Below are 15,521 nucleotides of genomic sequence, written 5' to 3' on the forward strand. Positions count from 1 at the left end.
AACTACCTCCTGCAGTGACTGGCTGCAGGTCCAGGTAACCGCAAAGACCGCGATTGCGGAGGGCGTCATGCTCTTCGAATTCCGGGCCTCGCCAGAGGACCTTCTCCCGCCGTTCACCGCCGGCTCGCACATCGACATCGCCCTGCCTAACGGGTTGATTCGACAGTACTCGCTTTGCAATTCTCCCGATGAGCGGAAACGCTATGAGATTGCGGTTCTCCTCGAACCTTCCGGGCGAGGAGGGTCGCGTAGCGCGCACATTGACCTCCTGCGAGGAGACACCGTGCGAATCAGCGAGCCGAGAAATATGTTTCCTCTTGTCAATGCACGTCACTCAATACTTGTCGCGGGTGGGATAGGGGTGACCCCCATCCTCAGCATGGCAGAGCATCTGGCGCGAAGGGGTGCCTCGTTCGAGTTGCACTACTGCTCGCGTTCGGTTGCCAGAACAGCATTTCTTGAACGCATTCAATCTTCCGCTTTTGCCAACCGCGTGCGTGTCTATATCGATGACGACCACGGGCGCGGGAACCTCGACGTGAGCGCCGTACTACGCGCTCCCTCTCCCGAGACACACCTATATGTGTGCGGACCAAAGGGATTCATGGATTACGTGATTCAGTCCGCGAACGGCGCAGGCTGGGCGGATAGATGCGTCCATAAAGAGTACTTCGCTGCGGGCACTATCGACGAAGGAAAGGATCGCCCCTTCGAAGTGGTGCTTGCAAGCACAGGAAGAGTTGTACCGGTTACGTCGGAACAAACCGTCGTTCAGGCATTGGCATTGCACGGAATTACTGTACCTGTTTCCTGTGAGCAGGGTTTCTGCGGCACCTGCGCGATTCGCGTTCTGGATGGTGTGCCTGACCACCGGGACGCGTTTTTCAGCGACGAGGCGAAGGCAGCAAACGACTGTTTCACGCCTTGCTGTTCGCGAGCGAAGTCAGCCCAGCTGGTAGTCGACTACTAGCTACCGGCCGTGTCGTACCGGGGAACTCCTGACATTCGAATCACGTGAAGTTTTCCCAATTACCCCCAGTAAATAAGAGAGAGTGAGACATGAAAAGCAACCCCACCTATTTGCTCAACGCCTGGTACGTCGCAGCGCTGTCCACGGAAGTCGGGCCCGAGGCGCTGTTCCACCGCACGATTCTGGATACGTCGGTTCTGATGTACAGAAAGCAGGATGGAACGCCTGTGGCATTGCATAACCGCTGCCCACATCGGTTTGCACCCCTGCATCTGGGAACGAGACACGGAGACGAAGTTGCCTGTCGATATCACGCGCTTCAGTTCGATTGTTCCGGGAAATGTACAAAGAATCCACACGGAAACGGACATATCCCGCAGGCCGCCCAGGTGAGGCAGTTCCCGTTGGTCGAGCGATTCGGTTTTCTATGGATCTGGATGGCCGAGGAGCAGCCAGACTACGAGCGACTTCCGGACTTCGGTCCGCTGGATGAGGGGCACCCGAATGGCATCGGATATACCTACATGCACATGCCTGTGAACTATGAACTGATCATAGATAACGTCATGGACTTGAGCCATATCGACCACGTACATGGCGAAATCATCTCCACGCGCGGGAAACTTTCACCCGTGGTGCCGAAGGTCCAGGAACTCGATCGCGCAATAGTTGCAAGGTGGGAATGGAAGCAGACACCGGCGATGATGATCTTCGCTAACTTCCTCTCGCAACCACGGGAGGAAGCTGACCATTACTTCAACATCACCTGGACGCCGCCCGCCAATATCCAACTATCTGTTGGGGCGGTTCAGGGCGAGAAATCGTTTGATGAATGCATCGGCCAGTACGACTTGCATACAACAACGCCCGAAAGCCAGTTCAGCACGCACTATTTTTTTGCTACCCGTCGTAACCATAACGAAGAGGATGGCGAATATAACGCCATCAAGATTAAGGCCATGCATCAGGCTTTTGAAGACGAAGATGGGCCAATCATCAGGGCTGTGCAAGATGAGATGGGGACATCCGAATTCTTTGAACTGGACCCCGTACTGATGTCGAACGACGTCGCCCCGGTTAAAGTCCGCCGCCTACTGAAGCGCCTGATTGATGATGAGGCACGTACGAACGACTCGTGAATAGAGCGCCTCGAAGGAAAGAGGCAGCAAACGGTCAGCGTTCGCTTACGCAGGAACGACGCAAGAGGATTTGGCGAAGGATTTCCCCGCTAAGGGACAGTAGCTAGCAGCCTGTCGTCATCTCCTCTCAATGAGCTATTTGAATTCGATACCATGGACAAGAAATCCATCGACACGCTTCTCGACAAAATTGACGAGAGTGCAATCAACGAAGGAAACTCGCGGACCAAGACAATCGTCAATCGCATTGTGCGAGATCTCTTCTACACAATTGATGACCTTGATGTAACGCCAGATGAGTTCTGGACGGCGCTGAACTATCTTGGAGAGGCGGGACAAAGCGGAGAGCTTGGACTGCTCGCTGCGGGATTGGGCTTTGAGCACTTCCTGGATGTACGCCTTGATGAAGCGGAAGCCACCTTGGGCCTGGAAGGTGGGACGCCCCGAACCATTGAAGGCCCACTCTATGTCGCCGGAGCGCCTGAATCAAAGGGACACGCGCGCCTGGATGACGGAAGCGGCCCTGGTGAGACGCTCGTAATGCGAGGGCAGGTGTTCGGGGGAGAGGGCAGGCCTCTGGCAAACGCACTCGTTGAAGTATGGCACGCGAACCATCTGGGGAACTACTCCCACTTCGATAAATCGCAGTCGACGTTCAACCTGCGTGGGTCTATCCGCACGGATGCAGAAGGCTACTATAGCTTCCGCAGTGTCGTCCCTGTTGGATACAGCGTTCCGCCGCAAGGCAAGACCCAGCAACTATTGAACCTGCTCGGTCGCCACGGGCATCGACCGGCACATATTCACTTCTTTGTCTCCGCCCCTGGCCATCGCAAGCTCACTACGCAAATCAACATCGACGGCGACCCCTATCTGTGGGATGACTTTGCATTCGCTACGCGGAATGGTCTGGTTCCGAATCTGTTGCGAGCAGATGCCTCTGACGGCAAACCTTACGGCATTGATGGCGGATTTGCGCTGATTGAATTTGACTTTACCCTTTTGAACGATCGCAACGACCTGCCGGTAGCTGAAGTACAGCGCGCACGTGCCGAAGCAATTTGACGGCAAGGCAGGACTTTTTACCAGTGTAACAAGGCATGTGCCACGAGACCAGTCCAAGAGACTGAAGTGTCTAGAGTTAGAAGTTCGCAATTAAACAATGCAATTGACGGAGCGGACTCGGCCAGCGTGGGACAAGTTGTGTCAAACGTGCGAGAGCAGGACCGTAGCAGCAAGTTAGATGAAGGAGGAGTCGTGAATAGCGCGAAAAACTCGTTGCGCGTGATGGTCGAGCACTGGCTCGCTCCGAATCCTGCGAACGGGGTTCGGGTCACTAGGTTCAGAAACAGACGATCCAAACACGAATGCTATGTATGCGTCGAGACATTAACGGCGGCAGGTCCCATTGCGTTGTTCTTTTTTCGTCACCAGGATGGCGCGTGGCGCATATTCCCACCGAGTCGAGAGCGGCCGGCAATGCGTGTCAGCTGAAATTCGATGAACGTTGAATTCGCCACACCAGGACCCGATGCTCTCCAGTCTTCGTTGCGTGCGAGAGCTACGCGCGAATGAAGAATGTCAGCTGATATTAGATTGCGAATGCGCCGCGCATATAGCGAATGTGATTTTCGCGAGCATTGATGCCATGAATTGCATGGAGTGGGCCAGCTGGCCCGACAATTTAGGAGACGAACCATGGCTGTATTGAATCGGATGGACTGGTACGACATTGCCAGAACGACCAACTGGACGCCGAAGTATGTCACGGAGGATGAACTGTTTCCGCCGGAGCTGAGTGGCAGCTTCGACATTCCCATGGAGAAATGGGAGACCTACGACGAGCCCTACAAGCAGACTTATCCGGAGTACGTAAAAGTCCAGCGAGAGAAGGACGCTGGCGCATACTCGGTCAAGGCTGCCCTTGAGCGTAGCAAGATGTTCGAGAACGCCGATCCGGGCTGGCTATCGGTGTTGAAGGCGCACTACGGCGCCATTCCCCGCGCCGAGTATGCCGGTGCTACTGCCGAAGCGCGGATGATGCGTTTCTCCAAGGCGCCGGGCATGCGAAACATGGCGACGCTCGGGAGCATGGATGAAATTCGCCATGCACAGATCCAACTCTACTTTCCGCACGAGTACGTCTCAAAGGACAGGCAGTTCGATTGGGCGCACAAAGCTTTCGACACGAACGAATGGGCGGTGATCGCGTCACGGCACTTCTTCGACGACATCATGATGGCGCGTGATGCAATCAGTGTCGCCATCATGCTCACCTTCGGGTTCGAGACCGGCTTCACCAATATGCAGTTTCTGGGACTAGCAGCAGATGCAGCGGAGGCAGGTGACTTTACCTTTTCGAGCCTGATCTCGAGTATTCAGACCGATGAATCACGTCATGCCCAGATTGGCGGCCCTGCGCTGCAAGTCCTGATTGAAAACGGAAAGAAGGACGAGGCACAAAAAAAGGTCGACATCGCGTTCTGGCGCGCGTGGCGGTTGTTTTCGATACTCACCGGTCCAATCATGGACTACTACACCCCTCTCGAACACCGCAAGCAGTCCTTCAGGGAATTCATGCAGGAGTGGATAGTCGAGCAGTTTGAGCGCTCTATCGCCGATCTCGGGTTAGAAAAACCTTGGTACTGGGATATCTTCCTGCAACAGCTTGACGAACAGCATCATGGCATGCACTTGGGCGCCTGGTACTGGCGGCCCACGCTCTGGTGGAACCCTGCGGCGGGTGTGACACCGGCGGAGCGGGACTGGCTCGAAGAAAAGTATCCGGGCTGGAATGCGACGTGGGGCGAGTGCTGGGACGTGATCATCGACAACCTCGTGGAAGGCCGGCGCGACCTTACTTTCCCGGAAACCTTGCCGATCGTCTGCAACATGTGCAACCTCCCAATCAACTACACGCCCGGGGCGGTTCAGGATTTTCCGCTTGAATACAACGGGCGGCTTTATCACTTCGGCTCTGAACCCGACCGATGGATTTTCGAGCAGGAACCTGAACGCTATGCAGATCACTTGAGCGTGGTAGATCGCTTCCTGGCCGGATTGATCCAGCCAATGAACCTCGGCGGCGCCTTGGCCTACATGGACCTCGCACCGGGCGAGAGTGGCGACGATGCACACGACTACGCCTGGATCGACGTCTATAAGCAGATGCGTATGAAAAAGGCGGGCTGAGAGTAACTCAGAGAAACCTGCGGAGGCGGGGAGGGTCGCTGTCCCCGCAGGCAATACAACCAGACTGGAGGGATCGACCATGGCTATGTTTCCTTTGATTTCCAATTTTGAAGGCGACTTCGTGTTGCAACTGGTGGCGGTGGACACCGAAAACACCATGGATGAGGTGGCCGCTGCAGCTGCGCATCACTCCGTTGGGAGGCGGGTGAAGCTCAGGCCGGGGCACGTGATCCGTGTGCGCAAGCAAGGCAGCAAAGAGTTGTTTGCCAGGACGACCAGGGTTTCTGAGACTGGGCTCAAGCCGATGGAATGTCTCGAGTTCGTCTGGGAATCGCCCGAAGCGTTGTGCGCAAACGTCTAGGAAACCGAGATTCACGTTTTGATAGGAAGTGAGAATCGTGGCATTCAAGAGAGTGTGCTCGCTCGATGATCTCTGGGAGGGCGAGATGGAATCGTTTGAGGTGGATGGGCAGGAGGTGCTGCTTGTCTGGCCCGAAGGCGGAGACCTGAAGTCTTTTCAGGCGAGTTGTCCGCATCAGGACATTCCCCTTGTTGAGGGCCAGTTCGACGGCAAAGTCCTGATTTGCAGAGCGCATTTGTGGCAGTTTGACGCCTGCTCCGGGAAGGGCATCAATCCTGGAGACTGTGCCTTGGCGCAGTATCCGGTGAGGATCGAAGGGAACGAGGTGTTCGTCGACGCTGAGGGCATCAAGCCTCTTTTCGCCCACACCTGAGGAAGGCGGGAACGCCTCCACCTTAACGCAATATTGACTCGCGAAACCGCATGGGGCGTTTGCAGCCTGCCTTTTGTCGAACGGCAACGGCTGTTGCGGCACTAGCTTGGGAAGGCGTTGCGTCAATGATGAAACAACATATTACGGAAGGAGACAAGATATGGCTGGCAATAGGGAGCTGGGTGTCGCGCACCTCAACAATCAGGTGGGGCCGGTGATGCGCGCAGGTGAACTGGCCGAGGCGGTGGCGGAGGCAGCGCGCGAAGACAACCCGGGGAAGGAAATCCGGGTGGACGACAAACGGGCCTATGTTCGGATCGATACCGATGGCGAGATGATCATTCGCCGCGCGACGATTGAGCAGGCGCTGGGTCGCCAGTTCAAGATGTCGGACCTGGAAGTCGAGCTGAGCTCGTTCGCCGGACGGATTCAAACCGATCCCGAGTACGTCCGATTTTATTTCGAGAAGCGCGTTTGAGCACCACGCATTTAAACAGGAGAACGTTATGTCAGACGTGCAAGTTCTGAAGCCACTGAAGACGTGGAGCCACCTGGCAGCCCGTCGCCGCAAGCCCAGCGAATACGAGATCGTATCCACCAATCTGCACTACAGTACTCGTGACGCCAATGCACCGTTTGAGCTCGATCCCGATCTGTTCATGAATCGATGGTACAGACAGTATCGAAACGAGAGCTCGCTCAGGCACGATAACTGGAACGGGTTTCGAGACCCGGAGGAAGTCGTCTATCGCACCTATAACATGATGCAGGACGGCCAGGAGGCTTACGTCTTTGGATTGTTCGATCAGTTCAACACCCGTGAGCACGACAAATCTCTGGAGAAGCCCTGGGCGGGTACCCTGGCGAGACTTTATACCCCTGCACGATATTTGTTCCATACGTTGCAGATGAATTCCGCCTACGTCGGACAGATGGCCCCGGCGAGCACCATCACAAACTGCGCTTTTTTTCAGATGGCGGACTCGCTCCGCTGGCTGAGCCATACGGCTTACCGCACGAAGGAAATGTCCCTTACATTCGAAGACAAGGGATTCGGGCGCAACGAGCGAGAATATTGGGAGACCGACCCCGCGTGGCTGAGTTTCCGTGAACTCGTGGAAAGAGTACTGGTCACGTGGGACTGGGCGGAATCTTTCGTTGCGCTCAACCTGATAGTGAAGCCTGCGGTTGAGGAAGCCGTGCTGCGAAAGCTCGGCGAATCTGCCCGCCACAACGGCGACACGCTGCTTGGGCTCTTGACCGATGCGCAACTTCTTGACGCAGCGCGCCATCGTCGATGGGCGACCGCACTAGTGAAGATGGCGCTGGAGAAAGACGGCAACCGGGAGGTAATCGGGGCTTGGATCGCCAAGTGGGAGCCGCTCGCCGACAATGCGATTGATGCCTACTGTGGAGCGCTTGTCGATGTGCCTGATGCAGCCGAGGCGGCCAGGGAAGCAACGCGCGAGTTTCGCCGGGGACTCGGGCTCTAATTGGGGCTCCGGCATTCTGCGTCCTCATTGGGGCCTCCGGTACACAAAGGGGTCCATCTGAGATTGCATTCCCCCGAGCCGAGTGGAATTTAAAAGGTTCGGGGGCGAGAAGGAAATGGAGTCATGAACGACTTTACGGTACAGATTCACGGCGCGGAGGATGGCGAGTCATTCCGTCAACGCGAAGGCCACAGGTCACTCTTACGGTCGGCGCTCCATGCCGGCGTTGGCTTTCCATATGAGTGCCATTCGGGGGGCTGCGGAAGCTGCCGCTTCGAGTTGCTGGAAGGAGAGGTAGATGTGTTGTGGCCGCAAGCCCCCGGTCTTACCGACCGCGACCGGCGTCGGAACCGGTATCTTGCGTGCCAGTGCGTGGCCAGAAGTGATATCCGCATCAAGGTAACCGCGACGGCGCCATATCGCCCGAAGGTACCTCCCCGTGTATTTCGTGCCCGGTTTGTTGAGGCGTCGCAGGTGACGCACGACATCACGGAGTTCAGGTTCGTCGGTGAAGGCCCGGCCGAGTTCTTGCCGGGGCAGTACGCGCTCATGCAACTGCCTGGCGTGGAGGGGGCGCGCGCTTACTCGATGTCCAACACACCCAATCCCCAGGGCGAGTGGCATTTCCAGATCCGGCGGGTGTTGACTGGCAAAGGCAGCACCTACCTTATGGAGCATCTCAGGCCGGGCGACTCACTCGAAGTCGATGGACCCTACGGGTTGGCCTTCCTGCGCACGGAGAGTCCCCGGGACATCGTTTGTGTGGCGGGGGGATCGGGTCTCGCGCCCGTGGTGTCCATCGCACGTGGGGCGGCCGAGGCGGGGATGCTTGACAGCCGCCAACTGCATTTCTTTTACGGCGGACGAGCTCCACGTGACATTTGTGGCGATCATTTCCTTCGGAGGCTGCCGGGGTACAGTGAGCGCATCCAATATTACCCGATCGTCTCGCTGCCCGAGGAGGGATCCGATTCAGTCTGGAAGGGGGAGATCGGTTTCGTGCATGAGCTCGTTCGTCGGACTCTTGCTGGTCGCCTCAAGGATCTGGAGTTTTATTTTGCAGGTCCTCCACCCATGTCACAAGCCTTGCAGGAGATGTTGATGGTGGAATATCAGGTACCGTTTGAGCAGATTCACTTCGACCGATTCTTTTGAGAATACCTCACAAACTGACTTTCCTATGGGTCACAGAAGATGATGCCGTCGCCGACCTTCGGGAAACCATTCATGAATGGTGGCGAGGCTCTGGAAGCGGACGCCTGATCGCTTGAAGATATGCACCCGGCGATATTTAGTTCGACGTGGGGCACCTTCGATCGTCGAACTTTGCTATCACCCGAATCTGTATCAGTTCGCTGGGTTGACAATGTTTGATTCAATACCCGATGCAACCGACACCCCCATGTGCTGATGGTGTGATACGTGGGAGAGGAAGGTAAATAGGGTGACGAATCTGGCGACGTAGATATTTAAAACAATCACGGAGACAACGATGGAAAAGTACATTAATCAAACAGTAAAATTCGGACTACTATTTTTTGGATTAAGCTTGGCGACAACTTCGGCGTTCGCAAACAATGGTGCTGAAATGACAGCAAATGGACCGACTGCGGCGGGCATGGGGGGAGTATCGATCGCGTTGCCCCAGGATGCGACCGTTGCCGCTGACAATCCTGCTGGAATGGCGAACGTGGGTACCCGGATAGACCTCTACGGCTTCCTGATTTCAGTCGAGTCAAATGCGACGTTTGGGACGACCACCAACCAGCAGTTCTCGCGCATCATCGAGCCTGCCTTTGGAATGGGATTTAACTACCAACTCGGCCCCCAGTGGACGGTTGGCGTTTCTGTGACCGGGGCTGGACTGGGGGCCAAGTATGGTGAACCGGCACTTCCGATACCCGGCGCCGGTACAGCGAAGTCGAATCTGATCATAATCAACACGAGTCCCACGATCACATACAAGCCGGTGCCGACCCTTTCACTAGGCGCCTCGCTCGTGCTAGGTCTTGAGCAATTCCGGGCAAGCGGTGTATTGGCGCCGGGCGCTGACGGGCCGGTGGCTTTGCCAAGCCATGGAACCTCATATGCAACAGGTATAGGCGCGGGATTCGGTGTGCTTTGGAATCCAGTCCCGATGGTGAGTTTGGGTGCATCGTACTATACAAAAACCTGGTTTAGCCCACTTTCTGGTTACAAGGACGATTTATTGGCATCGAGCGGGGGCCATCTGGACAGTCCGTCGAAGTATGGCGTTGGTGTTTCCGTTCGACCTCTGCCACGTCTCACGCTTGGTCTGGACTACGAGCGGATCTTGTGGAGTCAGGCAGCCGGTTTCAACACCCCAGCCAGTTTCAACTGGCACGACCAGAACGTAGTTCGCATCGGCGTAGCGTACGAGATCAACGACAAATGGACTGCCCGAACTGGGTTCAGCGTCGCCAATTCGTTTATGGACTCGGACCATACATTAGCCAATTACTACGCGAACGGGATCGATGATCGGGCAGTGACAGTCGGCGCCACTTATTCTTTCGACAAAAGGAATTCCCTGACATTGGCGCTCGAATACGATATCCCGAGAACGGTGGTGGGGACCGGGCCGAGCAAAGGCACGAACATATCGACCAACTTTCAGCAATACACAATCGGTTACACGCACAAGTTCTAACTATGCCCGCGACTGCCGTCGCGGGCACGCTTTCGCTCGGCCTCGTACTCATGAAAAAAGTTTGATCGGTCGCGATGCCGAATGATATTGCAACGCCAAAATTCGCCGAGAGCTGGAAAGTCTCATCAAGGAGGAGCGCGGCGTGAAGAGCGAATAGCAATTACGCGTAGTTATGGTCCATGCACCATCAGTAATGCCTGTGTAGCGCTTTCGGCCTGTTGTCGATTTCACGAGCCACGAGCTCACGGCTTGCTGGTTGGACATCGGAAATGCTTTGCCCTCGCCGTTCTGAATACCAGAGGCGAATCGAATTATGTGTCGAATATTTTCCAAGTGTCGGAAGCTGACGGCGACAAACCCCATTGAAGGATCTCTATGAAAACCAAAGCAGCAATCGCATGGAAAGCAGGCGCCCCGTTGACGATCGAAGAAGTGGATCTGGAAGGTCCGCGCGCCGGTGAAGTCCTGATTGAAGTGAAAGCGACGGGTATTTGCCACACCGACTACTACACGCTCTCGGGCGCCGATCCGGAAGGGATCTTCCCGGCGATTCTCGGCCACGAAGGCGCGGGCGTGATCGTCGATGTGGGGCCGGGTGTCGGCACGTTGAAGAAGGGCGACCACGTCATTCCGCTTTACACCCCGGAATGCCGTCAGTGCAAATTCTGTCTGTCGCGCAAGACCAATCTTTGTCAGGCGATCCGTTCGACGCAAGGCCGCGGCCTGATGCCCGATGCCACGTCGCGCTTCTCGCTGGACGGCAAGCCGCTGTTTCACTACATGGGCACGTCCACGTTTTCGAACTACATCGTCGTGCCGGAAATCGCGGTCGCGAAGGTGCGTGAAGACGCGCCGTTCGACAAGATCTGCTACATCGGCTGCGGCGTGACGACGGGCGTCGGCGCTGTGGTGTATTCGGCGAAGGTCGAAGCGGGCGCGAACGTGGTGGTGTTTGGTCTCGGCGGCATCGGCCTGAATGTGATCCAGGGTGCGAAGATGGTCGGCGCGGACAAGATCATCGGCGTCGATATCAACCCGGGCCGCATCGAGTTGGCGAAGAAATTCGGCATGACCCACTTCATCAACCCGAACGAAGTCGAGAACGTGGTTGACCACATCGTGCAACTCACCGACGGCGGGGCAGACTATTCGTTCGAATGCATCGGCAACACGAAGGTGATGCGTCAGGCGCTGGAGTGCACGCACAAGGGCTGGGGTCAGTCATTCATTATCGGCGTGGCGGCGGCGGGTGAAGAGATCAGCACACGCCCGTTCCAACTGGTGACGGGCCGCGAGTGGAAGGGCTCGGCATTCGGTGGTGCGCGCGGCCGCACGGATGTGCCGAAGATCGTCGACTGGTACATGGAAGGCAAGATCAATATCGACGACCTGATCACGCATCGTCTGCCGCTCGAGCGCATCAACGAAGGCTTCGATCTGATGAAGAAGGGCGAGTCGATCCGCTCGGTCGTGCTGTACTAATACGTCACCGACCCGGCACAGAAAGGAGCATGTCGATGCATGAACTATTGTCGTCGCATGCCTGCCATGGCGGCGAGCAGCGGATCTACCGGCACGACTCGCAGGCCGTCGGTCTGCCGATGCGCTTCTCGGTGTATCTGCCGCCGCAGGCTTTGCAGGCCAACGCGAACGTGCCCGCGCTGTTCTATCTCGCCGGCCTGACTTGCACGGAAGAAACCTTCCCGGTCAAGGCGGGCGCGCAGCGCTTCGCGGCGCAGCACGGCATCGCGCTGATCGCGCCGGACACCAGCCCGCGCGGTGCGGGCGTGCCGGGCGAAAGCGCGGCGTGGGACTTCGGCGTGGGCGCGGGCTTTTACGTCAACGCGACGCAGCAGCCGTGGGCGAAGCACTATCGGATGTACTCGTATGTGCGCGATGAACTGCGCGAGACGGTGCTCGCGAATCTGCCAGTGGACGGTGCGCGCCTAGGCATCTTCGGGCATTCGATGGGTGGTCACGGCGCGTTGGTGTTGGCGCTGCGCAACCCGGAAATTTACCGGTCAGTGTCGGCGTTCGCGCCGATCGCCGCACCTTCACGGTGCCCGTGGGGCGAAAAGGCTTTCTCTGCCTATCTCGGCGAGGATCGCGAAGCCTGGCGTGAATATGATGCGAGCGAACTGGTCGCAACCGCGGCACGCCCTTTTGAAAGTCCAATCCTGATTGATCAGGGGCTCGCCGACTCCTTTCTCTCAGAGCAACTGTATCCCGACGTCTTTGATGCCGCGTGTGCTGCCAGAAATCAGCTTCTCACTCTTCGCCGTTATGTCGGCTACGACCACGGCTACTACTTCGTCCAGTCCTTCATAGGAGACCACATCGCTCATCACGCAAGTATCCTGACCTAGATCAGCACATCATCGTGCAGAAGCGCACAGTACCACCGACCTGGTGCGTCCGAACACGTCTGACCGGCATAGGTTGGACATCGGTCCATCATCCGACAGTTTTTTAACAGGTTTCACGGAGACTTCAAATTGATCAAACTTTATGATTTTGAGCTGTCAGGTAGCTGCTACAAGATTCGTTTGTTTCTGAATATCGTCGGTGTGGAGTATCAAAAGGAGAAAGTTGATTTTGTTGGCAAAGAGCACAAGAACAACAAGTATCTTGGTCTGAACCCGTTCGGTGAGATTCCGATTCTCGAGGACGGCGATCTGCGTCTTCGCGACGCACAGGCAATCCTCGTTTATCTCGCGAAGAAATATGATGCAAGCGATACGTGGTATCCAGAGGATGCAAGGAGTGCTGGGCAGATCTCACAGTGGTTGTCCACTGGCGGCGGCGAAATTATGAATTCGGCAGGCGCTCGCCTCGTCAAGATTCTGGACTATCCGCTCGATCTCGAAAAGCTGCAGGCCGGTGCTAGGCGCGTGTTCGGCATCCTGGACGCGCATTTGGCCAACAGGGAATGGCTCGAATTGGGTCACCCGACGATCGCTGACATCGCGTGCTTCCCGTACACCGCGCTCGCAGGGGAAGGTGGAATCGACCTTACTCCATACGCGAACGTCAGAAAGTGGATCGAGCGTATCACTTCTCTGCCGCGATTTGTTCCGATGCCAGGCATTTCGGCTAACAGTTAATCGTCAGTCCGGGCGGGACAGCGTCGTGCGCTGCCACGCTCGTGCAAAAATCTGCCGATGCGTTACTGCCATGTTTTACGGGCGCTTTGGACAACTTGAGTTCGCCCGATACCGAGCAAATGTGCCGCCGCCATGTTTCCGTCGCACGTTGTCATCGTTTTCGCCACCGGCTCTGGTGCAAATCGGATGAGCCGGTAGGGCATCTCGGGTTTTGACGACTTTCGGATCGCCAATGACAATCAACGTGACCGACGATCCCGGTATCAAGGATACGCTCTGCTTGTAGTATGCGAGACTGACAACCCGTGCCCGCCATTATTTGAACGAGGTCTCGAAGGCCGGCTAACCGATTCTATTCACAATGAATCCGTGATCCCGGCGAGATTGCTTAGTACTACAGCCGTAGATTTTTTCGCTACACTTGTAGTAATTGGTATTCCTACATGAGAAAAAGACGCATGCGACTGCAAAAGCGTGGGAACGTGAACTGGAGGCACTGCACGAGCGGCTCGGAGAGCTGTTCAGGCGGGCCCGAGCCCCGACAGCGGTCGCTCGCGTACCTGAAGGGCTTGCTGGGCACAGTCGAGCGCAAGAACGGCTGGCAACTCGCCGAATGGATCGGCGAAGCGACACCAGACGGCGTGCAGCACCTGCTGGAACGGGCTCAGTGGGATGCTGATGCCGCACGCGATGTGCTGCGCAGCTATGTAGTCGAACAACTGGGCGAGCGTGACGCGGTGCTCATCGTGGATGAGACCGGTTTCGTCAAGAAGGGGCAGCACTCGGCCGGTGTGCAACGCCAGTACAGTGGTACGGCGGGCCGTATCGAGAACAGCCAGAGCGGCGTGTTTCTTTGCTATGCCGGTGGTGGCGGTAGCGCGTTTATTGACCGCGAGCTGTATGTGCCCAAGGCGTGGACCGACGACCGTGCGCGCTGCGAGGCGGCTGGCATCCCCGGGGTCGGTGGAGTTTGCAACGAAGTCGCAACTCGCGCGCAGCATGCTCGAGCGGGCACTGGACGCAGGTGTGCCGTGTGGCTGGGTCACGGGTGACGAAGTCTACAGCGAGCGGCACCTGCGGCTATGGCTCGAGTCGCGTGGCCAGTCTTTCGTGCTGGCCATCGCGAAGAACGAACCCCTGTGGTGGCATGGTCCAGATTACGTACGGGCAGACCGGATCGCAGAAGCCCTGCCGGCGCGTGCACGGCGACGCCTGTCGGCTGGTGCCGGAGCCAAAGGCGAGCGCCTGTATGATTGGGCGCTGACCTCAGGATCAACCGCATCCATTACGGCAGCCTGTTTTTTGGAGGGGACGAGGATGGGCGCGCCGATTGTTGATGACGAACTGTGGGCACTGATCGAGCCATAGCTGCCGACGCCAAAACCACGGCGCAAGAAGTATCCAGGCCGGTTGCCGGTTGCGAACAGGGCTGCACTGAACGGCATCCTGTTCGTACTTAAGTCCGGTAGTCGCTGGCGCGACCTGTCGACCAAATTGGGGTTTGGCTCTGGCTCAACCTGCTGGAGACGGTTGCGCGATTGGCGGAAGGCGGGTGTGTGGAAGCGATTGCACGAGCTACTGATGGCGAAGTTACGTGAGGCAGGCGAACTGGACTTGTCGCGAGCAGTGGTCGACTCTTCATCTGTGCGAGCCGTTGGGGCGGGCTAAAAACTGGTCCGAACCCTACGGATCGCGCGCGACCAGGTTCCAAGCACCACGTCCTGGTAGACGCCAATGGCGTCCCCGTCAGCGCGATCCTGACAGGCGCGAATCGCAACGACGTCATCCAATTGCTGCCACTGGTTGACGCCATTCCACCGATTCGCGGCGTACGTGGCCGACCTCTTCAGAAGCCCAAAGTCATCTACGCAGACCGTGGGTACGACTCAGAGACGCATCGCCAGAAGCTTCGCGAGCGCGGCATCAAGGCGGTGATTGCCAAGCGCCGGACGGAGCACGGCAGTGGTCTGGGCAAATTCCGCTGGGTTGTCGAACGTACTCATGCGTGGCTTGACAACTTCCGTCGTCTTCGCATTCGCTTCGAACATCGTGCCGACATTCACGAAGCATTTATTAAACTCGGTTGCTCCCTCGTCTGCTGGAACATCTTGAGACGGACGGAGCAGCCTTTTTGAATCCGGCTCTTAGGAGCGAACGATCGTTGCCGCAACCTCGGAAGGGCCGCTCCTGGACAAAGAGCGGCCGCTCAGATTGTAAG

Annotated in this window: 16 protein-coding genes; all 16 read left to right on the forward strand. The window is 57.0% G+C overall.

Annotated features, from left to right (window positions below):
- The first annotated feature begins 22 nt into the window (after nucleotides 1-22).
- The 16 genes from GNZ12_RS38130 to GNZ12_RS38200 all read left to right on the forward strand — a co-directional run bounded on the left by GNZ12_RS38130 (nucleotide 23) and on the right by GNZ12_RS38200 (nucleotide 15,438).
- Entirely contained in the window at nucleotides 23-970 is a 948-nt protein-coding gene (locus GNZ12_RS38130) for a PDR/VanB family oxidoreductase (RefSeq protein ID WP_268959091.1), read from the forward strand.
- A gap of 89 nt (nucleotides 971-1,059) precedes the next feature.
- Nucleotides 1,060-2,109 carry an aromatic ring-hydroxylating dioxygenase subunit alpha gene (locus GNZ12_RS38135; protein WP_172317399.1) on the forward strand — a complete coding sequence of 350 codons (1,050 nt, stop codon included), beginning with the start codon at nucleotides 1,060-1,062 and terminating at the stop codon, nucleotides 2,107-2,109.
- A gap of 153 nt (nucleotides 2,110-2,262) precedes the next feature.
- Entirely contained in the window at nucleotides 2,263-3,174 is a 912-nt protein-coding gene (gene catA, locus GNZ12_RS38140; RefSeq protein ID WP_172317402.1) for a catechol 1,2-dioxygenase, read from the forward strand.
- A 633-nt stretch (nucleotides 3,175-3,807) separates the two neighbouring features.
- Nucleotides 3,808-5,301, forward strand: a complete 1,494-nt coding sequence (locus GNZ12_RS38145) for an aromatic/alkene/methane monooxygenase hydroxylase/oxygenase subunit alpha (protein ID WP_172317404.1) — start codon at nucleotides 3,808-3,810, stop codon at nucleotides 5,299-5,301.
- A gap of 79 nt (nucleotides 5,302-5,380) precedes the next feature.
- The gene (locus GNZ12_RS38150) at nucleotides 5,381-5,662 is read left to right on the forward strand and encodes a toluene-4-monooxygenase system B family protein (protein ID WP_172317406.1); all 282 of its coding nucleotides are present in this window, start codon (nucleotides 5,381-5,383) and stop codon (nucleotides 5,660-5,662) included.
- 37 nt (nucleotides 5,663-5,699) lie between these two features.
- Entirely contained in the window at nucleotides 5,700-6,035 is a 336-nt protein-coding gene (locus tag GNZ12_RS38155) for a Rieske 2Fe-2S domain-containing protein (RefSeq protein ID WP_172317408.1), read from the forward strand.
- A gap of 160 nt (nucleotides 6,036-6,195) precedes the next feature.
- Nucleotides 6,196-6,513 carry an MmoB/DmpM family protein gene (locus GNZ12_RS38160; protein ID WP_172317410.1) on the forward strand — a complete coding sequence of 106 codons (318 nt, stop codon included), beginning with the start codon at nucleotides 6,196-6,198 and terminating at the stop codon, nucleotides 6,511-6,513.
- Nucleotides 6,514-6,541: 28 nt separating this feature from the next.
- Complete coding sequence (locus GNZ12_RS38165; RefSeq protein WP_172317412.1) at nucleotides 6,542-7,528, forward strand: aromatic/alkene monooxygenase hydroxylase subunit beta; 987 nt, start codon at nucleotides 6,542-6,544, stop codon at nucleotides 7,526-7,528.
- 123 nt (nucleotides 7,529-7,651) lie between these two features.
- Nucleotides 7,652-8,683 (forward strand): 2Fe-2S iron-sulfur cluster-binding protein, encoded by a 1,032-nt coding sequence (locus GNZ12_RS38170; protein ID WP_172317414.1) that lies wholly within the window; start codon nucleotides 7,652-7,654, stop codon nucleotides 8,681-8,683.
- Nucleotides 8,684-9,020: 337 nt separating this feature from the next.
- Complete coding sequence (locus GNZ12_RS38175; protein ID WP_172317416.1) at nucleotides 9,021-10,199, forward strand: OmpP1/FadL family transporter; 1,179 nt, start codon at nucleotides 9,021-9,023, stop codon at nucleotides 10,197-10,199.
- Between the two features lie 375 nt (nucleotides 10,200-10,574).
- Nucleotides 10,575-11,681 carry an S-(hydroxymethyl)glutathione dehydrogenase/class III alcohol dehydrogenase gene (locus GNZ12_RS38180; RefSeq protein ID WP_063497220.1) on the forward strand — a complete coding sequence of 369 codons (1,107 nt, stop codon included), beginning with the start codon at nucleotides 10,575-10,577 and terminating at the stop codon, nucleotides 11,679-11,681.
- Nucleotides 11,682-11,716: 35 nt separating this feature from the next.
- Nucleotides 11,717-12,565: an S-formylglutathione hydrolase gene (fghA, locus tag GNZ12_RS38185; RefSeq protein WP_172317418.1), complete on the forward strand. Its 849-nt coding sequence runs from the start codon at nucleotides 11,717-11,719 to the stop codon at nucleotides 12,563-12,565.
- A 129-nt stretch (nucleotides 12,566-12,694) separates the two neighbouring features.
- Nucleotides 12,695-13,303: a glutathione S-transferase family protein gene (locus GNZ12_RS38190; protein ID WP_172317420.1), complete on the forward strand. Its 609-nt coding sequence runs from the start codon at nucleotides 12,695-12,697 to the stop codon at nucleotides 13,301-13,303.
- 458 nt (nucleotides 13,304-13,761) lie between these two features.
- Nucleotides 13,762-14,355 (forward strand): IS701 family transposase, encoded by a 594-nt coding sequence (locus GNZ12_RS38195; RefSeq protein ID WP_407947762.1) that lies wholly within the window; start codon nucleotides 13,762-13,764, stop codon nucleotides 14,353-14,355.
- Complete coding sequence (locus GNZ12_RS45685) at nucleotides 14,249-14,671, forward strand: transposase (RefSeq protein ID WP_407947763.1); 423 nt, start codon at nucleotides 14,249-14,251, stop codon at nucleotides 14,669-14,671. The genes GNZ12_RS38195 and GNZ12_RS45685 overlap by 107 nt, the downstream gene beginning before the upstream one ends.
- A protein-coding gene (locus GNZ12_RS38200; RefSeq protein WP_235994029.1) for an IS5 family transposase occupies nucleotides 14,672-15,438 on the forward strand; the annotation gives its coding sequence in 2 pieces (ribosomal slippage) (nucleotides 14,672-14,969 and nucleotides 14,969-15,438; 768 coding nt in all). It abuts the gene before it with no gap.
- The last annotated feature ends 83 nt before the right edge of the window (nucleotides 15,439-15,521 follow it).

Source organism: Paraburkholderia solitsugae, assembly GCF_013177695.1.
Taxonomy (GTDB): Bacteria; Pseudomonadota; Gammaproteobacteria; order Burkholderiales; family Burkholderiaceae; genus Paraburkholderia; species Paraburkholderia solitsugae.

Bases quoted from the DNA above. Each gene is read 5' to 3' on its own strand.
- GNZ12_RS38170 (WP_172317414.1), top strand. From the start codon at position 7,652: ATGAACGACTTTACGGTACAGATTCACGGCGCGGAGGATGGCGAGTCA.
- GNZ12_RS38165 (WP_172317412.1), top strand. From the start codon at position 6,542: ATGTCAGACGTGCAAGTTCTGAAGCCACTGAAGACGTGGAGCCACCTG.
- GNZ12_RS38145 (WP_172317404.1), top strand. From the start codon at position 3,808: ATGGCTGTATTGAATCGGATGGACTGGTACGACATTGCCAGAACGACC.
- GNZ12_RS38160 (WP_172317410.1), top strand. From the start codon at position 6,196: ATGGCTGGCAATAGGGAGCTGGGTGTCGCGCACCTCAACAATCAGGTG.
- GNZ12_RS38150 (WP_172317406.1), top strand. From the start codon at position 5,381: ATGGCTATGTTTCCTTTGATTTCCAATTTTGAAGGCGACTTCGTGTTG.
- GNZ12_RS38180 (WP_063497220.1), top strand. From the start codon at position 10,575: ATGAAAACCAAAGCAGCAATCGCATGGAAAGCAGGCGCCCCGTTGACG.
- catA (WP_172317402.1), top strand. From the start codon at position 2,263: ATGGACAAGAAATCCATCGACACGCTTCTCGACAAAATTGACGAGAGT.
- GNZ12_RS38135 (WP_172317399.1), top strand. From the start codon at position 1,060: ATGAAAAGCAACCCCACCTATTTGCTCAACGCCTGGTACGTCGCAGCG.
- GNZ12_RS38175 (WP_172317416.1), top strand. From the start codon at position 9,021: ATGGAAAAGTACATTAATCAAACAGTAAAATTCGGACTACTATTTTTT.
- GNZ12_RS38195 (WP_407947762.1), top strand. From the start codon at position 13,762: ATGCGACTGCAAAAGCGTGGGAACGTGAACTGGAGGCACTGCACGAGC.
- fghA (WP_172317418.1), top strand. From the start codon at position 11,717: ATGCATGAACTATTGTCGTCGCATGCCTGCCATGGCGGCGAGCAGCGG.